The 19833-nt window shown below is 71.8% G+C and carries 19 protein-coding genes; 10 read left to right on the top strand and 9 right to left on the bottom strand.

Annotation, left to right across the window (positions count from 1 at the left end):
• The first annotated feature begins 82 nt into the window (after positions 1 to 82).
• Positions 83 to 967, top strand: a complete 885-nt coding sequence (locus KJK29_RS03185; RefSeq protein WP_215117065.1) for a LysR family transcriptional regulator — start codon at positions 83 to 85, stop codon at positions 965 to 967.
• 98 nt (positions 968 to 1065) lie between these two features.
• Here the strand turns inward: KJK29_RS03185 and KJK29_RS03190 are convergent, their stop codons facing one another.
• The 4 genes from KJK29_RS03190 to KJK29_RS38705 all read right to left on the bottom strand — a co-directional run bounded on the left by KJK29_RS03190 (position 1066) and on the right by KJK29_RS38705 (position 5945).
• A complete protein-coding gene (locus tag KJK29_RS03190) occupies positions 1066 to 3210 on the bottom strand; it encodes a putative bifunctional diguanylate cyclase/phosphodiesterase (protein ID WP_215117066.1) in 2145 nt (714 codons plus the stop codon).
• On the bottom strand, positions 3207 to 4019 hold the full coding sequence (locus KJK29_RS03195) for an SAM-dependent methyltransferase (RefSeq protein ID WP_215117067.1): 813 nt from the start codon (positions 4017 to 4019) through the stop codon (positions 3207 to 3209). Before KJK29_RS03195 ends, KJK29_RS03190 begins: the two co-directional genes overlap by 4 nt.
• Before the next feature lie 333 nt (positions 4020 to 4352).
• On the bottom strand, positions 4353 to 5336 hold the full coding sequence (locus KJK29_RS03200) for an SCO0930 family lipoprotein (RefSeq protein WP_215117068.1): 984 nt from the start codon (positions 5334 to 5336) through the stop codon (positions 4353 to 4355).
• Between the two features lie 315 nt (positions 5337 to 5651).
• Positions 5652 to 5945, bottom strand: a complete 294-nt coding sequence (locus tag KJK29_RS38705) for a hypothetical protein (RefSeq protein ID WP_251057689.1) — start codon at positions 5943 to 5945, stop codon at positions 5652 to 5654.
• 73 nt (positions 5946 to 6018) lie between these two features.
• Here KJK29_RS38705 and KJK29_RS38710 point away from each other — a divergent pair, with 73 nt between their 5' ends.
• From KJK29_RS38710 to KJK29_RS03215, 3 genes are all read left to right on the top strand, one after another.
• Positions 6019 to 6231, top strand: coding sequence for a hypothetical protein (locus tag KJK29_RS38710; RefSeq protein ID WP_251057690.1), 213 nt, complete (start codon positions 6019 to 6021; stop codon positions 6229 to 6231).
• Positions 6232 to 6286: 55 nt separating this feature from the next.
• Positions 6287 to 7021, top strand: a complete 735-nt coding sequence (locus tag KJK29_RS03210) for a bestrophin-like domain (protein WP_215124122.1) — start codon at positions 6287 to 6289, stop codon at positions 7019 to 7021.
• A gap of 214 nt (positions 7022 to 7235) precedes the next feature.
• Positions 7236 to 7796, top strand: coding sequence for a hypothetical protein (locus KJK29_RS03215; protein WP_215124123.1), 561 nt, complete (start codon positions 7236 to 7238; stop codon positions 7794 to 7796).
• Between the two features lie 104 nt (positions 7797 to 7900).
• On the opposite strand, the gene KJK29_RS03220 is transcribed toward KJK29_RS03215, so the two are convergent.
• Complete coding sequence (locus tag KJK29_RS03220; RefSeq protein WP_215117070.1) at positions 7901 to 8389, bottom strand: hypothetical protein; 489 nt, start codon at positions 8387 to 8389, stop codon at positions 7901 to 7903.
• A 352-nt stretch (positions 8390 to 8741) separates the two neighbouring features.
• Between KJK29_RS03220 and KJK29_RS03225 the strand changes: the two genes are divergently transcribed.
• The gene (locus KJK29_RS03225) at positions 8742 to 9410 is read left to right on the top strand and encodes a class F sortase (protein WP_215117071.1); all 669 of its coding nucleotides are present in this window, start codon (positions 8742 to 8744) and stop codon (positions 9408 to 9410) included.
• Positions 9411 to 9448: 38 nt separating this feature from the next.
• Here KJK29_RS03225 and KJK29_RS03230 read toward each other — a convergent pair whose 3' ends face one another.
• Both KJK29_RS03230 and lysX read right to left on the bottom strand, forming a co-directional pair.
• A complete protein-coding gene (locus tag KJK29_RS03230) occupies positions 9449 to 10282 on the bottom strand; it encodes a polysaccharide deacetylase family protein (RefSeq protein WP_215117072.1) in 834 nt (277 codons plus the stop codon).
• A gap of 89 nt (positions 10283 to 10371) precedes the next feature.
• On the bottom strand, positions 10372 to 13662 hold the full coding sequence (gene lysX / locus KJK29_RS03235; protein ID WP_215117073.1) for a bifunctional lysylphosphatidylglycerol synthetase/lysine--tRNA ligase LysX: 3291 nt from the start codon (positions 13660 to 13662) through the stop codon (positions 10372 to 10374).
• 89 nt (positions 13663 to 13751) lie between these two features.
• Here lysX and KJK29_RS03240 point away from each other — a divergent pair, with 89 nt between their 5' ends.
• The gene (locus KJK29_RS03240; protein ID WP_215117074.1) at positions 13752 to 14213 is read left to right on the top strand and encodes a universal stress protein; all 462 of its coding nucleotides are present in this window, start codon (positions 13752 to 13754) and stop codon (positions 14211 to 14213) included.
• A 33-nt stretch (positions 14214 to 14246) separates the two neighbouring features.
• Here the strand turns inward: KJK29_RS03240 and KJK29_RS03245 are convergent, their stop codons facing one another.
• Positions 14247 to 15401: a CapA family protein gene (locus tag KJK29_RS03245; protein WP_215117075.1), complete on the bottom strand. Its 1155-nt coding sequence runs from the start codon at positions 15399 to 15401 to the stop codon at positions 14247 to 14249.
• A gap of 223 nt (positions 15402 to 15624) precedes the next feature.
• Between KJK29_RS03245 and KJK29_RS03250 the strand changes: the two genes are divergently transcribed.
• The 4 genes from KJK29_RS03250 (at position 15625) to KJK29_RS03265 (ending at position 18946) form a co-directional block, all read left to right on the top strand.
• On the top strand, positions 15625 to 16170 hold the full coding sequence (locus tag KJK29_RS03250; protein WP_215117076.1) for a sigma-70 family RNA polymerase sigma factor: 546 nt from the start codon (positions 15625 to 15627) through the stop codon (positions 16168 to 16170).
• 154 nt (positions 16171 to 16324) lie between these two features.
• Complete coding sequence (locus KJK29_RS03255; protein ID WP_215117077.1) at positions 16325 to 16837, top strand: hypothetical protein; 513 nt, start codon at positions 16325 to 16327, stop codon at positions 16835 to 16837.
• Positions 16838 to 16987: 150 nt separating this feature from the next.
• Positions 16988 to 17647 (top strand): zf-HC2 domain-containing protein, encoded by a 660-nt coding sequence (locus tag KJK29_RS03260; protein WP_215117078.1) that lies wholly within the window; start codon positions 16988 to 16990, stop codon positions 17645 to 17647.
• Positions 17648 to 17764: 117 nt separating this feature from the next.
• Positions 17765 to 18946 (top strand): PP2C family protein-serine/threonine phosphatase, encoded by a 1182-nt coding sequence (locus KJK29_RS03265; RefSeq protein WP_215117079.1) that lies wholly within the window; start codon positions 17765 to 17767, stop codon positions 18944 to 18946.
• Between the two features lie 7 nt (positions 18947 to 18953).
• Here the strand turns inward: KJK29_RS03265 and KJK29_RS03270 are convergent, their stop codons facing one another.
• Positions 18954 to 19817 carry an Fpg/Nei family DNA glycosylase gene (locus KJK29_RS03270; protein ID WP_215117080.1) on the bottom strand — a complete coding sequence of 288 codons (864 nt, stop codon included), beginning with the start codon at positions 19815 to 19817 and terminating at the stop codon, positions 18954 to 18956.
• Positions 19818 to 19833: the final 16 nt, after the last annotated feature.

A 19833-nucleotide genomic window follows, 5' to 3' on the forward strand; every position in this document is an offset into this window, starting at 1 on the left:
GTCCAGCACGCTACGGACGCGCCGGCGATCGGTCCAAGACATGGTCCGGCTTGATTCCATAGGCTGGGACTATCGTACGAGGATGCAGTTCCAACAGCTCCAGTACTTCGTGGCCGTCGCCGAGACCCGGCACTTCACCCGGGCCGCCGATCTGGTCCATGTCGCGCAGCCGTCGTTGTCACAGCAGATCAAGGCGCTGGAGCGGGAGCTGGGCGCGGATCTGTTCCGGCGTGCCCGCGGCAACATCACGCTCACGGACGCCGGGGAGGCGCTGCTGCCGCTGGCCCGGCGGATCCTGGCCGACGCGGACACCGCCCGGCAGGAGGTGCAGGAGCTGGCGCAGCTGCGGCAGGGGCGGGTGCGGCTGGGGGCGACGCCGAGTGTGTGCACGGGGCTGCTGCCGGATGTGCTGCGGGCGTTCCATGATCGCTACCCGGGGATCCGGCTGCTGATCGAGGAGGGCGGCTCCCATGATCTGGTGCGGGAGCTGGCGCGTGGGGCGCTGGATCTGGCGCTGGTCGTGCTGCCGCTGCCGACGCCGTCGCCGGCGCTGACCACGGTGGAGCTGCTGCGGGAGGATCTTGTGGTGGTGTCCTCACCCGATGCGGCGAAGCCGGGCCGGGGCTCGCGTACCGTGCGGGTCGCCGATCTGGAGGGGGAGCGGATGGTGATGTTCCGGCACGGGTACGACCTGCGGGAGCTGACCGTTGCCGCGTGTCGGGCCGAGGGGTTCGAACCGGACTTCGCGGTGGAGGGTGGGGAGATGGATGCGGTGTTGGGGTTTGTGCGGGCGGGGTTGGGGGTCGCTGTGGTGCCGCGGATGGTGGCGGCGAGGTCGGGGCGGGGGTTGCGGGTGACGCCGCTTGCGCGGCCCGGGCTGCATCGCACGATTGCCTTGGCGCACCGTAGTGATGTGGCTCCGACTCGGGCCGCTCGGGAGTTGCAGCGGATGTTGCTTGAGCGGTGAGGCCGATTCGGGAGCGCCGTTGTGTGTGAGCGCCGTTCGGGGGTGCGGGTTGTTTGTGGTTGCTCGCGCAGTTCCCCGCGCCCCCCAAGAGACCCTATTCAGCCAGTGGCGTCCACAAGTGCCAGTTCGTGCAGGCGCTCCGGGGGGCCCGGGCGGGCGTAGTACCAGCCCTGGGCCGTGTCGCAGCCCATCATGCGCAACTGTTCGGCCTGGGCGCCTGTTTCCACGCCCTCGACCGTGACCGCGAGGTCCAGGCTGTGGGCCAGGGAGACGATTCCCTCGACGATCTTGAGGTCGACGGGGTCGGCCGGGAACTGCTGCATGCTCTGGGTGAAGGAGCGGTCCAGCTTCAGGATGCTGACCGGGAGGCGGCGCAGGTTGGCGAGGTTGGAGTAGCCCGTGCCGAAGTCGTCCAGGGCGATGTCGACGCCCATCTCGGCCAGCCGGCGCAGCGGCTTGAGCAGGTCGTCGTCCGCGCCGATCAGCGCCGACTCGGTGACCTCCAGGCAGAGCGCGTTCGGCTCGATGCCGGTGCGTTCCAGGATGTCGACGGTGTCCTGGACCAGGCCGGGGTGGGTCAGCTGGCAGGGCGAGAGATTGACGTTGATCCGCAGCGGGCCCACGGCCTCCGCGCCGCCGTGCAGTTCCCGCCACTCGCGGGCCTGCCGTACGGACTGCTCCAGGACCCAGCGGCCCAGCGGCACGATCAGCCCGGTGTGCTCGGCGAGCGGGATGAAGCGGTCCGGGCCGAGCACGCCGTGCTGCGGGTGCAGCCAGCGCACCAGGGCCTCGGCTCCCCGGACACTGCCGTCGCCGAGATGGACCAGCGGCTGGTACTCGATGAAGAACTCGCCCCGCTCCAGCGCGGTGGGCAGGGCGGTGGTCAGTCCGTGCCGGGTGATGGCGCGGGCGTCGGCCTCGGCGTCGGCGAGTTCGAAGCGGTTGCCGCCCGCCGACTTGGCCCGGTACATGGTGATGTCCGCGCTGCGCAGCACCTCCGCCGGGCTGCGCTCCCCCGCCGGGCCCTCGACGATGCCGATGCTGCCGCGCACGGTCAGATCCCGGCCGTCGACGCTGATCGGCGCGAGCAGCGCGTTCATGATGCGGCCGGCGAGCTCGTCGACCTCGTGCTGGGTGTCGGGGCCCGTGGTCAGCGCGACGAACTCGTCGCCGCCGAGCCGGGCGACCATCTCGCCGGGCGCGGTGGCGCAGGACTGCAGCCGGTCGGCGACCTCCACCAGCAGCCGGTCGCCGGCCGCGTGGCCCAGGCTGTCGTTGATGGTCTTGAAGCCGTCGAGGTCGAGGTAGCACAGCCCGAACCGCTGGCCTTCCCCGGCGCCCAGTGCCTTCTCCAGGCGCTCGAAGAAGAAGGTGCGGTTCGGCAGTCCGGTCAGCGCGTCGTGCGTGGCCTCGTAGCGCAGCCTCAGGTTGAGCAGCCGCCGCTCGGTGGTGTCCTCCATGAGGGCGAGCTGGTACTGCGGCTCGCCGTCGGCGTCGCGCAGCAGGGAGACCGTCAGATTGGTCCACAGGACCGTCCCGTCGGGGCGGTAGAACGCCTTCTCCAGGTGGTAGTGCTCCCGGTCGCCGCGGACGAGCTCGTCGTAGAGCCGCCAGGTCTGCGGCGCGTCGTCGGGGTGGGTCCACTCCCGGACGTTGCGGCAGCGCAAGGCGTGCTCGGTGATGCCGAACATGCGCAGCAGCGCGCCGTTGACCTGGAGGATGTTGCCCTCGAGGTCGGCCATGCCGATGCCTATGGCCGCGCCCTCGAAGACGGCCCGGAAGCGGGCCTCGCTCGCGTGCAGGGCCTGGGCCACCACGCCCTGCGCCTGGAGGGCGGCCTCGGCGATGGCCTCCTGCTCGGCCAGCGTCCGCTCGCGCAGCGCCCGGGCGAAGCCGGCGGACATCGCGTGCTGCAGTCGCGCGCAGCGCGCCCGCAGGGTCTCCTGGTCGCCGTCGCCGCCGCAGTACAGGACCAGATAGGCGTCCACGCAGTCCAGCGTGTGGCTGAGTGCCTCGGGGTCGGTGCAGTGCGCGTCGACGAGGGCGGCGCCCACGGCCCGGCCCGCGTCGGAGTCGAAGGCCCGGGCCCGCAGTGCCTCGCTCAGCCGCCGGGCCAGCGGCAGCAGTTGCTCCTCGAACTCCGCGCGGGTCGACGACGTCGAGGTCACCGGGAAGACCGCCCGGCTCCAGATCGTCGCGAATCTGCGCAGTCTGTCCTCCGGCCCGTCCGGTTCCGCGATCACGCCGTACGCCCCACGCCCGCGAAACCGGAGAACGCATAGGGATCCTCGTCCTCCGGCGCGGTGTCGGGCCGCCAGCGTGGCATCGCCACCAGTCCGGGTTCCACCATGTCGTACCCCTCGAAGAACCGCGCGATGTCCTCGCGCGAGCGCATGATCAGCGGGTTGCGGATCTCCTCGTACACGTCCACCGCGCCCCCGGCCCGCTCCGGCGGAAGCGGGATCCCCTCGTAGGAGGCATGGGTGAGCACGAGCAGGCTGCCGGGCGCGAGCGCCTGGCGCAGCTCGGCCACCGCCCCGTACGGGTCGTCCTCGTCTTCCACGAAGTGAAGTATGGCAACGAGAAGCAGGGCCACTGGCTGATTCAGGTCGATCAGCCGCTCCACCTCGGGGCTGTTCAGGATGTCCTGGGGCTTGCGGAGATCCGCGGCGACGACGCCCGCGCCGTCGTTGCCCGCCAGGACCGCCTGGCTGTGCGCCACGGCCACCGGGTCGTGGTCGACGTACACCACGCGCGCGCCGGGGCTGGCTGCCTGGGCCACCTCGTGCACATTGCCGAAGGTGGGGATCCCGGAGCCGATGTCCAGGAACTGGGTGATGCCCTGGTCTGCCGCCCAGCGCACGGCGCGGCGCATGAACGCCCGGTTCGCCTGCATGATCTTGGGGAGTCCCGGCAGGAACTCCATGGCCCTGCGGGCCGCTTCCCGGTCGACCTCGAAGTTATGCGATCCGCCCAGATAGAAGTCGTACATCCGGGAAACGCTGGGCACCGAGATGTCGATGCTCCGTGGGGCCCAGACGGGACGCTCCATCTATCTCTCCAAGGCGTAGGCGATCCGGTGTTCGAGCAGAGGCTACTGATCGCCCGCCAATGGAGCGACCCGAAACGGAAATTGACCATCCGTTCCCGGTCACTGCCTGCGGCACGTGCCGAATTGATACCCGTCCGCCCACCCTTCGAACATATGACGAACAGTGTTCGGGGCATTCCGGAGAGTTCCGGTTCGGAAGGGGAAGAGTGTTGAGAATTCGATGAGTTCAGGTGAAGCACGGCAAAACGGTCCGCCCCTCCGTGAGTCACGGAGGGGCGGACCGGGTCGGCTCCGTCGGGTGACGCGAGGGTCAACCCTGGGGAGGTTTCTCTGCTATTCCGACGCGCCGACCAGCTTTCCGTCGGGGCGCACGGCGTACCAAGTGCCGCCCACGCCCTGGCCGTTGGTGTCGCCCGGAGCCTTGTCACCGGCGAAGGTGTAGATCGGCGAGCAGTTGATCGTCTGCTGCTTGCCCTTGCCGTCGGTCCGGTCGAAGATCATGTAGCCCTTCTCCTGGATGCCCTTGGTGTCGGCGAAGTCGACGGGCTCCACGAGCGGCCACTTCTTCAGGCACTCGCCGGTGCAGTTGGAGACCGGCTTGGGCCAGGCCTTGTCCTTCTTGAACCGGTAGACGGTCATGCCGTTCTTGTCGACGACGATCTCGCCGAGCTTGGGGTCCTCACGGGTGGAGAGACCGGCCTCCGCCTCGGCTCCGCCGCCGTCGGCGGCGCCCGCACCGCCCTCCTGCGCCTTCTTGCCGTCGGGGGCCAGCGCGTACCACTTGCCGCCCACACCCTGGCCCTTGACGTCGCCCGCGTTGACGTCCTTGGCGTAGCGGTAGGCCGGCCAGCCGCCCACGGTGAGCTGCTTGGTGCCGTCGGCCCGGGTGACCGAGCCGAGCAGCGCCTTGTCGATGCCCTCGCCGGCCTCGGCGTCGTCCGCGGGGACCGGCGGCCAGGTCTTGGCGCAGTCGCCGTCGCAGTTCGACTTGGGCGGCTGCTCGGTGTCCTGGTCGAACCGGTACAGGGTGAGACCGAGGCTGTCGGTCACCACCTTGCCGATCTCGTCCGCGGTGGAGACCGACAGCTTGCCCGCGGGGTTGGACGGGCTGGAAGCACTCGGCGTGGCAGCCGGGCTGCTCGCGGTGCCGCCCGCACCGGCCGTCCCGGAGCCGATGTTTCCGTAATCCCCGGGCGCCGCCGTGGCGCCCACGTTCTGGCTGGCCGCCGGAGGGCTGTCCTGACCGCACGCCGTCGTCAGCGCCAGGACCGCCGCGGCGCTCGCCACGAGTGAGGCGCTCCGCCAGGAGGTCTTCATCGTCAACTCCCCATAATCGCAAGGGTGTTGCAGCGCCCTGCTGCGCCGCCGCACGGCCATGAGTACGCACGGGAGCAGCGATTGTGTTCAACGACCGGCCAAATTTCTTTCCGGAACCTGTGAGGAGTGCCGCCCGCGACCTGTGACGGGGGCCGCCGTTCGTCGCACAGACATGCGCGCCGAGCACCCTGCGGGCGACCTCCGGTCAAACCGGCAGCACCCGGAAATCCCTCTTTCGGGGCAATCCCCTTGCGCTCCGGCACGTCCCGGCGGAACAAGGCTCATGATCTTCGTCGTGTATGGACCCCTTCCGATTCAACCCGCCGTCGCCGTAAGGGCCTTGGCGGTGGCGGCGCTGACCTGGGCGCTCGTCGGCGCACCGGGTTCGGTGGCGGTGGCCACCGCCTGCGCGTACGCCTCGACGGGGCCGGACGGCACGAAGGCGGTGGCGTACGCCGGGAGCAAGACCTGGCCGACCAAGCCGCCGTGCCCGACACCCACACCGACGCCCACGCCCACTCCCACACCGACCCCGACGCCCCCGCCGCCGAAGCCGTCGCCGACGCCGAGCCCGTCTCCGGACCCGACGCCACCGCCTCCGAAGCCCACGGCCCGGCCCGAGCCGCCACCGCCACCCGCTCCCCGCCCGGCGGCGCCCCGTCCCGAGCCGACCCTCAGGCCCGTGCCACCGCCACCGCCGCCCCCTCCCCCGGCTCCGGCGCCCGAGCCGTCGGCGACTCCGAAGCCGCGTCCGTCCGCCTCACCCGTGCACTACCCGCGCTATCGCGCCGCGCCGCGGCCACGGCGGACGAGCAGCACGATGTCGCCGCTCACCTTCGTCCTGCTCGTCACGGTGCCCGCGGTGGTCGCCGTCGCCGCGCTGCGCGCGCGCTGATCCCTGAAAGCCCTGGAGGTACCTCTTGCCGGAATGGCTTGTTCTCACCCTCGCGATGCTGGCCGCCTGCGCCGTGGTGGTCATCATCACCCTCGTACGCCACCGCACGGCGTCCGACGACGAGGACCCCAGCGAGACCCCGGACGTCATCGAGTACATGACGATGTGGATCGGCGTCGTGTACGCCATCGTCCTGGGCCTGGCGATCGCCGGTGTCTGGGAGGGGCGCAGCGCCGCCCAGGACCACGTGCAGGCCGAGGCCACCGCGCTGCACGAGGTCTCGGAGCGGGTCCGGGTCTACCCGGCCGACGCCCGCGACCGGATCCGGGACGACATCGAGGCCTATGTGGGCTACGTCGTCACCACCGAGTGGGACACCATGGCCGACGAGGGCCGTGTCACCGAGCGGGGTCACCGACTCTTCGAGCGCGTCCGGCAGGACGTCACCGACTACGAGCCGAAGACGGACTTCCAGGCCCAGGCCTACCAGCCGCTCCTCGACCAGGTGACCGCGGCCAACCAGGCCCGGATCGCCCGGGCGGAGTCGACCGGGGAGACCATGCCGGGCGTGGTGTGGTTCGGGCTGATCGCCGGAGCCGTCGTCACCATCGGGATGATCTTCGCCCTGCAGATCCGCAGAACGACCCGGGAAATGGTCCTCGCCGGGCTGTTCTCGGCGCTGATCGCCTTCCTGCTGTTCCTGATCTGGGACTTCGACTCGCCGTACAGCAGAGGCGTGACCGCGTCGGCGGACCCGTTCCTCAATCTCTTCCCGGGCGCCGGGGACTGACGGCGCCCGCACCACGGATCCGGGCCGGGGAGCGCGCGACACGCCGTCGCCTCCCCCGGCCGCGGTAGCGGAGTTCCCCCGGGCGGAGCACACGTGTGCCCCATTCGCGCTACTGCGATCGCGCCGCGGCGCACCCGTTCCTAGCGTTTCGGGCAACGAGGTGCACGTGAGCGGAACAGGTCCGCGGCTGCTCCTCGGGGACCCGGAGGTCACCATGCGCGCGATACGCGTCGCTTCGGCCGTACTGCTGGGCGCCGGCGCCCTCGCCTCCTGCATGCCGACCGCCTACGCGGCGGTACGGACCGATTTCGGCTTCAGTGTCGAGCCCTCCACCGTCGCGGCGGGCGAAAGGGTCACGCTGCGGGTGGTCCGCAACGCGGCGTGCCGGGGAGAGGCGGTGGTGTCCTCACCGGTCTTCGACCTGGTCGCCATCCCGCCCCGGGAGTCCTCGGCCCGGGCCGTGGTCGACTGGGACGCCAAGCCCGGAGCCGTGTACGACGTGGAGTTCGTCTGTGACGAGTCGAGCGGCACCGCGCGACTGACCATCGCGGGCGGCCGTCCGACGCACCACCCCACGCAGCAGCCGACGCACCACTCCCCGCACCACCCGGGGGACCACCACGGCCACCCGTCGAAGGGCGCGCACGCCGGAGAGGGCGGCACCCTCGCGGGCTTCGACCTCAAGGAGATCGGTCTCGGCGCCGCGCTCATCGCCGGTGCACTGGGGACGACCTACCACCTCGCGCGCCGGCGCACCGACGAGGAAACCGGCTGACCGGCCCGGCGCGCGTGCCGCCGACGGATCCGGTCTTCGCCCCGGATCCATGGAGGACCCGGGGCGAAGACCGTTCACCGTTCAGGAGCGGAGAGGGCAGGGCGTCAGACGTGCCGCTCGGCCCTGCGCCGCATCCAGAACAAGCCACCGCCGACGGCCGCCGCCGTGACGAGGCCGCCGCCGATGGCCATGTCGGTCGGTGTCGCACCGGTGGTGCTGCTGCCGCCGATACCGCCGCGGACACCGCCGATGACGGAGAAGGCCTGCGGCTTGGTCAGGGTCCTGTTGTTGCACCTGACGGTGATGTCGTAGGGACCCGGGCGAGCGTTGTTCCTGATAGTGGCGGTGCCCCTCGCTGTCTCGTTGGTGCCGCGGATGGGCGAGAGCGTCGCCGGCATCGTGAACGCACTGGAGGTCGCCGTGCCGCCGCGGGGGCAGCCGTCGACCGTGATGGTCAGCTGGCCGCCGCGGGCGATCACGCTGGGCAGGGCGACGACGTTGCTCGGTCTGTCCCACGCGACGGCCGCGGGGGCGGAGAGCCCGAGGGCGGCGACCGCGGCGCCCGCGACCGCCAGAGCACGAGTGTTACGCATGTGATCCTCCGCGGAAGACGCCCCGGGACCCGTCCCCGGTCGATCGGCGAGAAAGCGCCTCCCAGAAAGACAGTCAGTTGCCGTGCCCGGACCCGCATGTCGGGAATGGTCCGTCCTGGTGAGAGCGGATACCGCGGGAAATCCACACAAGGGGATATCGCCGCAGGTCACGGACCGTCAGAAATTTCCTCGCGGCGGCAACTCGGATGGCGCACCTGAAAATACCCGGGCCGCCCGTCGCGGCCGTGGGCCACCCGTTCGCCGCCGCCCCGTCGCCGGTTTCACGCGCGGCACTTAGCGTGCTGATATGCGCGAAAGACACGGCGACGGCCGCGTCGAGAGGGGATGGCGAATGTCTGCGTCCGAGCTGGCCCAGGCCGAAGAGGAGGCGCGGCCGAGGAAGCGCGCGCCGTGGGGTGTGATAGCGCTGGTTCTGCTGACCGGCCTCGCCCTCATCCGGAACGGTTCGGGGGAGTTCGACGAGGGTCCGCCGCAACCGGCGACGGCGGCGGCGAGGGACAGCCGGGTGCCCGGCGCCACCTTCGCCGGGACCGTGCAGCCCCTGCCCTACTCCCTCCCGGACCGGGTCAGGATCCCGGCGATCCAGGTCGACACGCCGATCATCCCCGTGGGCCTGGACGCCGACGGCTGGGTCGGCGCGCCCCCTCCCGAGGACCCGAACCTGGCCGGCTGGTTCACCGGGGCCGTCACCCCCGGCGAGAAGGGCACCGCGGTCGTCGTCGGCCATGTCGACAACCAGTTGGGTCCCGCCGTGTTCTACGCACTCGGCGCTTTGAAGAAGGGAAACCGCGTCGAGGTCGCCCGGCAGGACGGAAAGACCGTCGTGTTCGAGATCTACGGCGTCGAGGTGTTCGAGAAGAACAATTTCCCGGGCGACCGTGTGTACGCGTCCAAGGGCGCGGCGGAACTGCGGGTCATCACCTGCGGCGGCGGTTTCTCCCAGCAGAACGGCTATGCGGGCAATGTCGTGGCCTTCGCCCGCGCGGTCGAGGTGCGCTGAGCTTTCCGGCTCTGCGGGCGAAGGCCTGACGGTGCCTTTCACTCGTAATGCCGCCGGGGGACGCTGACGTGGTATCCGGCGTCCAGCAATTCGGGCAGATAGCGCCGCAGGGCCCGCACACTCTGCGAGCGGTCGCCCCCGGCGTCGTGGGAGAGCACCACGACGCCGGGGGCGGCGCCGTTCTCCACCCGGCGCACGATGGACCGGGTGCCGGGGGTGGTCCAGTCGAGGGTGTCGACCGTCCAGGCGAGGGATTCCATGCCGAGTTCGGCGCCGAGCCGGAACGCGGTGCGGTTCCAGGCGCCGTAGGGGGCGCGGAACCATTCGGGGCGCTCCCCGTAGGCATCCTCGATGACGTCGCAGGTGCGTTCCATCTCGGAGCGGATCCCCCTGCGGGTGAGGCGGGTGAGCAGCGGGTGGGACCAGGTGTGGTTCCCGACGACATGGCCCTCTTCGGCCATGCGCGCCAGCAGTTCCCTGTTGTCGGCGACCATGCCGCCGCACACGAAGAACATCGCGCGCACGTCGTACTTGGCGAGGGTGTCAAGGACGGCCGGGGTGTAGCGCGGGTCGGGGCCGTCGTCGAAGGTCAGCACCATGTGGCGGCCGCGGCCGGAGAAGCGCAGCAGGGGTGCGCGCCGGACCAGGGTGCGGCGGGGCGCGGCATGCGGCGGGCCGTATCCGGTCAGGGGCTGGAGCCGGTACGCGGAGGAGTTGAGCGGGCGGCGGACCTGGGGCCCGGCTGCCGGGACGGTCCCGGTGGGGCCGCCTCCGGTGACCGCCGCGAACACACCGGCCGTGGCGGCGGCGCCCGCCGCGCCGGCGCCGGCGAGCAACACCCGGCGGCGGGTGAGCAACTGATCCTTCTTCATGACTCATGAGTCGCCCGGCGGGAGACCGGCGCACCTGAGCAACACCGGTGCGGCGGCGCGGTTTCACCCGGTCGGCGCACGCAGACGGGTCAGCGGCGGCGCACCAGGGGGAAGGGCAGGGTCTCCCGGATCGTCAGTCCGGTGAGGAACATGACCAGCCGGTCGACGCCGATGCCGAGGCCGCCGGTGGGGGGCATGGCGTATTCGAGGGCGTCGAGGAAGTCCTCGTCGAGTTCCATCGCCTCGGGGTCGCCGCCGGCGGCGAGCAGGGACTGGGCGGTGAGGCGGCGGCGCTGCTCTACGGGGTCGGTCAGCTCCGAGTAGGCGGTGCCCAGTTCGGTGCCGAAGGCGACGAGGTCCCAGCGTTCGGCGAGGCGCGGGTCGGTGCGGTGCTGCCGGGTGAGCGGGGAGACGTCGGTCGGGAAGTCCTTGTAGAAGGTGGGCAGCCGGGTCTTCTCCTCGACGAGCCGCTCGTACATCTCCAGGACGACGTCGCCGGGTCCGTCGTCGGCGGTGTACGGCACGCCGACGCGGTCGCACAGCCGGAGCAGCTCGGGCAGGTCGCTGCCGGGGTGGATCTCCTCGCCGAGGGCCTCGCTGATGGCGCCGTGGACGGTCTTGACGGGCCACTGCCCGGAGATGTCGTACTCCGTGCCGTCCTTGTGGGCGACGGGGGTGCCGAAGGCGGCGGTCGCGGCGCCCTGGACGAGTTCGCGGACGAGGTCGAGCATCACGTCGTAGTCGGCGAAGGCCTGGTAGGCCTCCAGCATCGTGAACTCGGGGTTGTGCTTGTAGGAGACGCCCTCGTTGCGGAAGGTGCGGCCCAGTTCGAAGACCTTCTCCATGCCGCCGACGCACAGCCGCTTCAGGTACAGCTCGGGGGCGATGCGCAGATAGAGGTCGAGGTCGTAGGCGTTGATGTGGGTGGTGAAGGGGCGGGCGTTGGCGCCGCCGTGGATCTGCTGGAGCATCGGCGTCTCGACCTCGAGGTAGCCGCGGTCCAGCAGGCCCTGGCGCAGGGCCTGGACGGCGGTGGAGCGGGCGCGGATCACCTCGCGGGCGTCGGGGCTCGCGACGAGGTCGAGGTAGCGGCGGCGGACCTTGGCCTCGGGGTCGGCGAGGCCCCGGCGTTTGTCGGGCAGGGGGCGCAGGCACTTGCCGGTGAGCTGCCAGTCGGTGACGAACACGGTGGGCTCGCCCCGGTCGCTGACGCCCGCCCGGCCGGTGGCGGTGATGTGGTCGCCGATGTCGGTGTCGGCGGTGAAGCGGTCGAGGGCGTCGCCGGAGCGGTCGCGGGTGAGGGCGAGCTGGTGGTCGCCCGACCAGTCGCGCAGGACGACGAAGACGATGCCGCCGAAGTCGCGGACCAGCATGACGCGACCGGCGACGGTGACCTGTTCGCCGTTCGCGACCTCGGCGAGGGTGTGGGTGCGGGCCGGGATGCCCACCGGGTAGGGGTCGGTGCCGGCGGCGCGCAGCCGGTCGAGCTTGCCGTGCCGGACCCGGACCTGGTCGGACAGGCCGGAGAGAGGGTCGGCGGGCTCGGTCCCGTCCCCTCCGGCGAGGCCGAGCTCCGCCAAGGACGGCAGCCCCTCCGTGGTCACGGGCCGCTGTCCGCCCTTCGGGTGCCCTCTTCCCCACAACTTGCGCATCGACGGTACGGAGACGAAGCCCTCGGCGATGCCGGAGGCGAGACCGACCTTGGCGAGGGAGGCGGCCTCCGCGTAGCAGAGGAAGCGGGGGTACCACTCGGGGCGGTACTTGGCGTTGGACCGGTACAGGGCCTCCAGTTGCCACCACTTGGAGAAGAACAGCAGCAGGCGGCGCCAGAGGCGCAGGACCGGTCCGGCGCCGATGCGGGCGCCCTCCTCGAACACGGAGCGGAACACGGCGAAGTTCAGCGAGACCTTGCGCACGCCCAGTTTGGGGGCGGCGTGGCACAGTTCGGCGACCATGAACTCCATGACGCCGTTGGGGGCGGCGCGGTCACGGCGCATCAGGTCCAGGGAGACGCCGTCCTTGCCCCAGGGCACGAAGGACTGGATCGCGAGGAGCCGGCCGTCCTTGTCGTGGGCCTCGACGAGGAGACAGTCGCCGTCGGCCGGGTCGCCGAGCCGGTCCAGGGCCATGGAGAAGCCCCGTTCGGTCTCGGTGTCGCGCCAGGCGTCGGCCCGTTCGACGAGCTGGCGCATCTCCTCCTCGCTCAGGGTGGAGTGGCGGCGGACGCGGCAACCGGCGCCGGTGCGGCGGACGCGGTTGACGGCCTGGCGGGTGACGCGCATGTCGCGGCCGTCGAGGTCGAAGTCGAGGACGTGCAGGATCGCCTCGTCGCCGAGCTGCAACGCGCCGAGTCCGGCGCGCACGAAGGCCCGGGCGCCCTCTTCGGAGGCTCCCATCACGGCCGGTATCCAGGCGTAGCGGCGGGCCACGTCCTGCCAGACGGCGATCGCGTGCGGCCAGGCCTCCCGGTCGCCGACCGGGTCGCCGCTGGCCAGGCACACCCCGGCCTCGACACGGTAGGTGACGGCGGCCGTGCCGCTGGGTGAGAAGACGACGGCCTTGTCGCGGCGGGTGGCGAAGTAGCCGAGGGAGTCCTGGTCGCCGTAGCGGCCGAGGAGGGCGCGGATGCGGGCCTCCTCGTCGTCGTGCAGGGCGGCTTCGAGGCGCTGGGAGCGGAAGAGGGTGGCGGCGGCGTTCAGCAGGGCGAGCGCGCCGAACAGGCCGAGCAGGAAGTACAGGGCGTGCGGCGGGCGGCCGTCGAAGCTGCCCGCGGGCACCAGGCCGCCCAGGACCCGGTTCGCGGCCCAGGCGAGGCGCTGGTTGCCGGGCAGGGTGCCGGGGAAGGCGGCGACCAGGGCCCAGCCGGCCAGGATCGCCACGACCAGCCCGGCCACCAGGACGGCGAGGGCGCGGCGCACGGCGGCGCGGCGCGAGGCGGCGTAGAACTCCCCGCGGGCGACGATCAGCAGGGCCAGGGCGAGGCCGCACACCACGAAGGACGGGACGGACTCGGCGAACTGGCCGACGGCCATGCCGACGATGTCGGACAGGACCAGCAGGCCCAGGTAGACGACCACCAGCCACCAGGCGATCTTCTTGCGGGCGCCGGTGGCGGCGGCGAGCAGGAACAGGAAGACCGCGTAGGCGAGGTTGGCGCTGACGGGGACGAGCAACAGGTCCAGGAAGGAGACGAGCGGGCGCAGTCCGGTGCGCAGCGGCGGGATGAGCGCGAGCAGGGCGCAGAGCACGCCGAGAACGCCGAAGAAGACCGCGAAGCCCTCGGGTACCCGGCCCAGGAGGCCGTGGGCCCGGCCGCGGGGCGGCCGTATCGGGCCCCCCGTGTCCTTCTCGGCCGTCCCGGTGTCCGCGATGGCACTCATGCTTTCGACTCTAGGAACACCCGCCCCTTCTCGCCCGTCGAGCGCTCCCGGCCGGCGGGTGGGGCGGAGGGCTCCGATAGCCTCGCGGCGTGACGGAACAGCACGCCCATCAGTTCGAGCGGGGCACGGACGGGCCGAAGGTGATCCTCGTCGGAGTGGACGGCTCCGACTCCTCCCTGCGGGCCGCGGCCTACGCCTCCGGCCTGGCCCGGCGGCAGCACGCGCTGCTCGCCGTGGTGTACGTGCAGCCGGTGCTGGCGGCGGGGGCGGCGCTCGGGGCGCCGGTGGCGGAGACGACCGACGAGATAGCCGAGGACCTTGTCGCGCAGATCCGGGAGGCGGCCGAGCGCCTGAAGGGGATCTTCGAGGTCCGCTGGGAGTTCCACACGTTCCCCGGCGACCCGTACAACGGCCTGGTCCAGGCGGCCGACGAACTCAAGGCGGACGCCGTGGTCGTGGGCGCCTCCGAGCAGGCCGGCCACCGGATCGTCGGCTCGGTCGCGGTACGGCTGGTGAAGGCCGGGCGGTGGCCGGTGACGGTGGTGCCGTAGGGGCCTGCCGGCCAGGAGCGCGGTGCTCGCGGTCTACTCCCCCATCACCAGTCCGTCTCCGGCCGCGCCCCTGCCCAGCACGATCTTCCGGATCCGGTCGCGGACGGCCTGGCCGTCGGCGCCCTGGGCGATCGACCGGTTGAGGTTCACGACGCGGCCGGCGTCGACGTCGAAGAGCTGGGGGACGAACTCGGCCTTCGTCACTTCCCAACGGCCGCCCGGGCGTGCGGGCGGGGCGAAGGTGAAGCGGCCGAGGGTGGACTGGTTGCCGCGCGGGTCCTTGGCGCCCCGGTGGTTGGTCATCTCGCCGGCGATCTGGTCGCCCATGCCGTAGATCACCCAGGTGCCGTTGACCTTCTCGTAGGCCTGCGGGACGTGCGCGTGGGTGCCGAGGATCAGGTCGATGTCGGGGCGTCCCCCGCTGCGCGCGGCCGTGAGGTTCCGGGACAGGGTGAGCTGCCGGTCGTCGGGCGCGTCCTGCCACTCGGTGCCCCAGTGCAGGGAGACGACGACCACGTCGGCGCCCGCCCGGCGTGCGGCCCTGGCGTCCGCAAGGATCGTGCCCTCGTCGATGAGGTTGACGGCCCAGGGCTGTCCGGCCGGGAGCGGGATGCCGTTGGTGTCGTAGGTGTAGGCGAGGTGGGCGATCTTCGCGGAGCCCGCCTGGAGAACCGTGACCGTGCCCGCCTCCTCCTCGGCGCGTGCCGAGCCGGCGTGCCGTACGCCCGCGCGGTCGAGGGCGTCGAGGGTGCGCCGGATGCCGTCGGCGCCGTCGTCCAGGGTGTGGTTGGAGGCGGTGGAGCAGCCGTCGTAGCCGGTGGCGGCGAGGGCCTCGGCCACCTCCGGCGGGGACTTGAAGGTGGGGTAGCCGGTGTAGGCGCCGTTCTCGCCGTAGACGGTCTCCATGTGGCACAGGGCCACGTCCGCGCGGGAGACGACGGAGCGGATCCCCGAGAGCATCGGCCTAAAGTCGTAGCCGGTGCCTCCGGCGTCGAAGCGGGCCCGGTCGATGATCGAGCTGTGCGGGAGGACGTCACCGGAGGCGACCAGGGTGAAGCCGCGGGGCGCGGCGGACGGTGCCGGGCGTCCCGGGCCGCGCGGTTCGTGGCTGCCGCGGGCCTGGCAGGCCGCACCCGCGGCGAGGACGACCGTCAGGGCCAGGGCCACCTGTCGACTGCGTGCGATCATGCCATTCACCCCACTGTGGGCGTTGTGGTCGTATTTACGCACCATCAGGAAAGAAGGCTCTGGGCGTCCCACGCGGCTCCGACACGCTCATTAGCCCGTCCGGAACGCACCGGTCCGGGCGAGGTGACCGTTCGTCGAACCGTTCGTCGACGCGATCGACCGTCCGTCGCACGGGCGGGTACGTGCCCTGTCCCCCGGCCGCCCCCTGCTGTGGCATACGGCCATGACGGCCGGATCCACTCTCACGAACGGGACGACCGCCGAGCACGAGCTCGCCGCACTGCAGCGGGAGCACGGCCGGCCCCTCTTCGCGCTCCTGCTCCGGCTCTGCGACGGCGACCGGCAGCGCGCGGAGGACCTGGTGCAGGAGACGCTCGTACGCGCCTGGCAGCACCCCGAGGCCCTGCGCGCCGACGACTTCGAGTCCGTACGGCCCTGGCTGATGACCGTCGGGCGGCGGCTCGCGATCGACGCCCGGCGGGCCCGGCAGGCGCGTCCGGCCGAGGTCGGCGACGCGGTGCTGGAGAACGCGCGGGTCAGCTCCGACCACGCCGAGCGGGCCGCGGCGATGCTCGACGTCCGCCAGGCTGTGAAGACACTCACTCCGGAGCACCGTGAAGTCCTGGTGCTCGTGTACTTCCAGGGGGCGAGTGTGGCGGAAGCCGCGGCGACCCTCGGGATCCCGCCCGGTACCGTGAAGTCCCGCGCGTACTACGCGCTGCGCGCCCTGCGCCGGGTGCTTCCCGGATACGCCGCCGACCTGCGCTGAAACCGACGCTCGGGTCAAGCCTCCGTAAAGCGCCTTGCTGAACACCCCGGTTGAGTAATCGGCTGTTCTCATCCGTGTTCCGGAAGAGGGCCGACAGCGCCCCCCGGGGCCCGGTGTCGGGCTGCGCGCACGTACCGGAGGAAGGCAGGAAGGGATGCTGCACAGAGGTGAAGAGAGCACGGACGGTTCCGACGGTGAACTGACCGTTCCCATGGCGTGGTTGTACGCCGAGTACATCGCCGACGAGCTGCTGCGGACCGGCGATCTGATGCCGCCGACGTCCTTCGAGTTCCGGGCGGGGCGGGACGCCCTGGCGCTGACCGTCTTCCTCTCCGACACCGACGGGGAGCTGTCCGGCATCCGGGTCGTCACCCAGCTGGAGACGTGGCTGTCACTGACCGCGTACGACCAGCCGTGGCAGGAGTGGGTGCGCGAGCGACTGGCCGAGCTGGCCTGCGCGGCCGCGGAGGCGGGGCGGCCCGCGCCGGACCTGGACCTGGCGGACGAGGCCTGGCGCTGGCTGCAGGAGACGGAGCTGCTCGCGCCCGATCTGAACGCGGTGCCGGGCGGGGCTCCGGTGGTCGGGGAGGACGAGGGGCCGAAGGTCTGGACGCCCGCGTGGCAGCTCGGACTGCCGCTGGGACACCTCGCGATCCATCTTTTTTAGATTTCCGTGCCTCGGACCAATCCGCCGCGCGGAGGGCTCCGAATCCATAGGTTGCGATTGTGTCACCGGCTTGAGTGATTCCGCTGCCTGGTCCGTACCGGTGGGAGCAAGGAGTAACCCCACCCGCACCCAACGGCACGAGGATTCGGCATGAGGTCCCTGGAACGGCATCGCGACGTCGGCGCCTACGCGCTCGGCGTGCTCGACGAGGCGGAGGCCTTCCGCTTCGAGGACCACCTCATGGAGTGCCCTCGGTGCGCTGCAGAGGTGACGGAATTCGGTGTGACGACACGGCAGTTGATGCTGTACCGGCGGGCGACACCGCGGTTCGTGCACCCGATGGCGCAGCCCGGGCCGCGCATGCTGGACCGGCTGCTGGCCGAGGTGGCGACGAAGCGCCGGGCCGGACGCAGACGCCTGCTGTTCGCGCTGGCCGCCTCGGTGGTGTTCGCGGTGTCCGTACCGGCCGTCGCGATGATGGCCGAGGGCGGCGGCGAGGAGGCGGGGCCCGTGACGGTCGCGGCGACCGACGCGCGCTCGGGCGTCTGGGCCCAGGTCACGGTCGAGGACAAGGCCTCGGGCAGCCAGGTCGAGCTCAAGGTCAAGGACGCGGCCGGTCCCCGCTCCTGCCACCTGGTCATCGTGGGCCGGGACGGCACCGAGGAGACCGCGACGAGCTGGCACGGCCCCGGCCACGACACCCACCCCAACACGATGATGGCCAGCTCCTCCAAGCACCCGGACGAGACCGCCCGCTACGAGGTCCGCGCGGCGTCCGGGGAGGTCCTGGTGAAGCTTCAGCCGCGTTAGCGGCCGTCGTCCGTCCGCCCCTGTCGCCGGGCACCCCGCGTGGCCCGGTGTGAGACTGCTGGTTGGCGCACCCGGGAGGCAGCCGGGTGTCCGCGGCCGACGACGAGGGGAGACGAGGTGGCGGCGTCAGAGGACGGCGACGGCCGCCTGGAGGAGTACCTCGCCGACCCCGGGAACAGGGCGCTGGACCTGACCACCGCCGCGGCCCTCTGCTCCGAGGCCCTGGGGCTCCAGCACTCCGCGGTGTACCTCGTCGACATCCAGCAGCGCCGGCTCGTACCGCTCACCGACGTGGCCTCGCCCCTGCCCGTCGACGACTCGCTCGCCGGCTGGACCTACCGCACCCAGTCCCTGCGCGTGGAGGAGTCCGAGTCGGGTGGCATGACGGCCTGGATCCCCCTCGTGGACGGCGCGGAACGTGTCGGTGTCCTCGCCGTGCACTCGGCCTCGCTGACCCCGGCCGTGCTGCGCCGGGGCAAGGCCCTCGCCACGCTCCTCGCCATGATGATCACGTCCGCCCGGGCATACCAGGACTCCTTCGTCCGGCGGACGCGCACCAAACCGATGCGGCTGCCCGCCGAGATGCTGCGGGCCTTTCTGCCGCCCCGCACGATCGGCACCGCGCACGTCGTGTCCACGGCCGTGCTGGAGCCGGCCTACGAGCTCGGCGGCGACGCCTTCGACCACTCCCTCACCGAGACGGCCCTGCACGCCACGGTCCTCGACGCGATGGGACACAACCTGGCCTCCGGGCTCACCACGGCCGTGTCCCTGGCCGCGTGCCGCAATGCCCGGCGGATCGGGGCGGACCTGCCCGACCTGGTGCAGAGCGTGGACGACGCGCTGGCGCAGTGGCTGCCCGACCAGTTCTGCACGGGGGTCCTGGCCCAGCTGGATCTGGCCACCGGGGTGCTGCGCTGGTGCAACTGCGGGCATCCGACCCCGCTGCTCATCCGTGACAGACGGCCGGACGTCGACGCGATGCGGCGCGAGCCGGAACCGCCGATGGGGCTGCCGTCCCGGCTGGCCGGGGTGAAGCGGCGCACCCACGAGATCGCTCTGCAGCCCGGGGACCGGGTGCTGATGTACAGCGACGGGGTCACCGAGGCGAGGGCCGTCGACGGCGCGGAGTTCGGTCTGGAGCAGTTCGCCGACTACATCATCCGGGCGACGGCCTCGGGCGAGCTGGCGCCCGAGACGCTGCGGCGGCTCATCCACTCCATCCTCGACTCGTCCGGCAGCCGGCTGCGGGACGACGCGACCATCCTCATGTTCGAGTGGTCGCCCCCGTCCCGGTGACGGCGGGTCACTTCAGCAGCCGGGACATCCTGCGGTCCGCCAGCGGTTTGCCGCCCGTCTGGCAGGTCGGGCAGTACTGCAGCGAGGAGTCGCTGAAGGACACCTCCCGGACGGTGTCGCCGCACACCGGGCAGGGCTCGCCGGTGCGGCCGTGGACGCGCAGGCCGCTCTTCTTCTCGGCCTTCAGCCGCCCGGCCGCCACGCCCCGGGAGCGTTCTACGGCCTCGGTGAGCGTGTCGCGCAGGGCCTCGTACAGCCGGCGGGTCTCCTCCGCGCTCAGGGACGCGGCCAGCTTGAACGGCGACATCCGCGCCGCATGCAGGATCTCGTCGCTGTAGGCGTTGCCCACGCCCGCGATGAGGCTCTGGTCGCGCAAGGCGCCCTTGAGCTGCCGCCGTTCACCGGCCAGGAGTTCCGCGAAGCGTTCCTCGTCGAAGTCGTCGGCGAGGGGGTCCGGGCCGAGTCGGGCGACGCCCGGGACCTCCTGCGGGTCCCCCACGACGTACACGGCGAGCCGCTTCTGGGTGCCGGCCTCGGTCAGGTCGAAGCCGGAGCCGGTCTCCAGGGCCACGCGCAGCGCGAGGGGCCCCTTGCCGGGGCGGGGCGGGCCGTCGGGCAGGCGATCCTTCCAGTGCAGCCAGCCCGCGCGGGCCAGGTGCGTCACGAAGTGCGGGCCGCCCTCGGTCGCGAGGTCGAGGAACTTGCCGTACCGGCGCACGGCGACGACCTCGTGCCCCTCCAGCGCGGACAGGGGCGGGTCGTACGTCTTCAGGACGCTGATCGCCACGGGCAGCACCCGGACGATCTCATGGCCGACGAGGTGCTCGGCCAGGAAGTCCTTGAGCGCCTCGACCTCGGGGAGTTCCGGCATGAGTCCAGAGTGCCAT

The sequence above is a fragment of the Streptomyces koelreuteriae genome, assembly GCF_018604545.1.
Taxonomy (GTDB): domain Bacteria; phylum Actinomycetota; class Actinomycetes; order Streptomycetales; family Streptomycetaceae; genus Streptomyces; species Streptomyces koelreuteriae.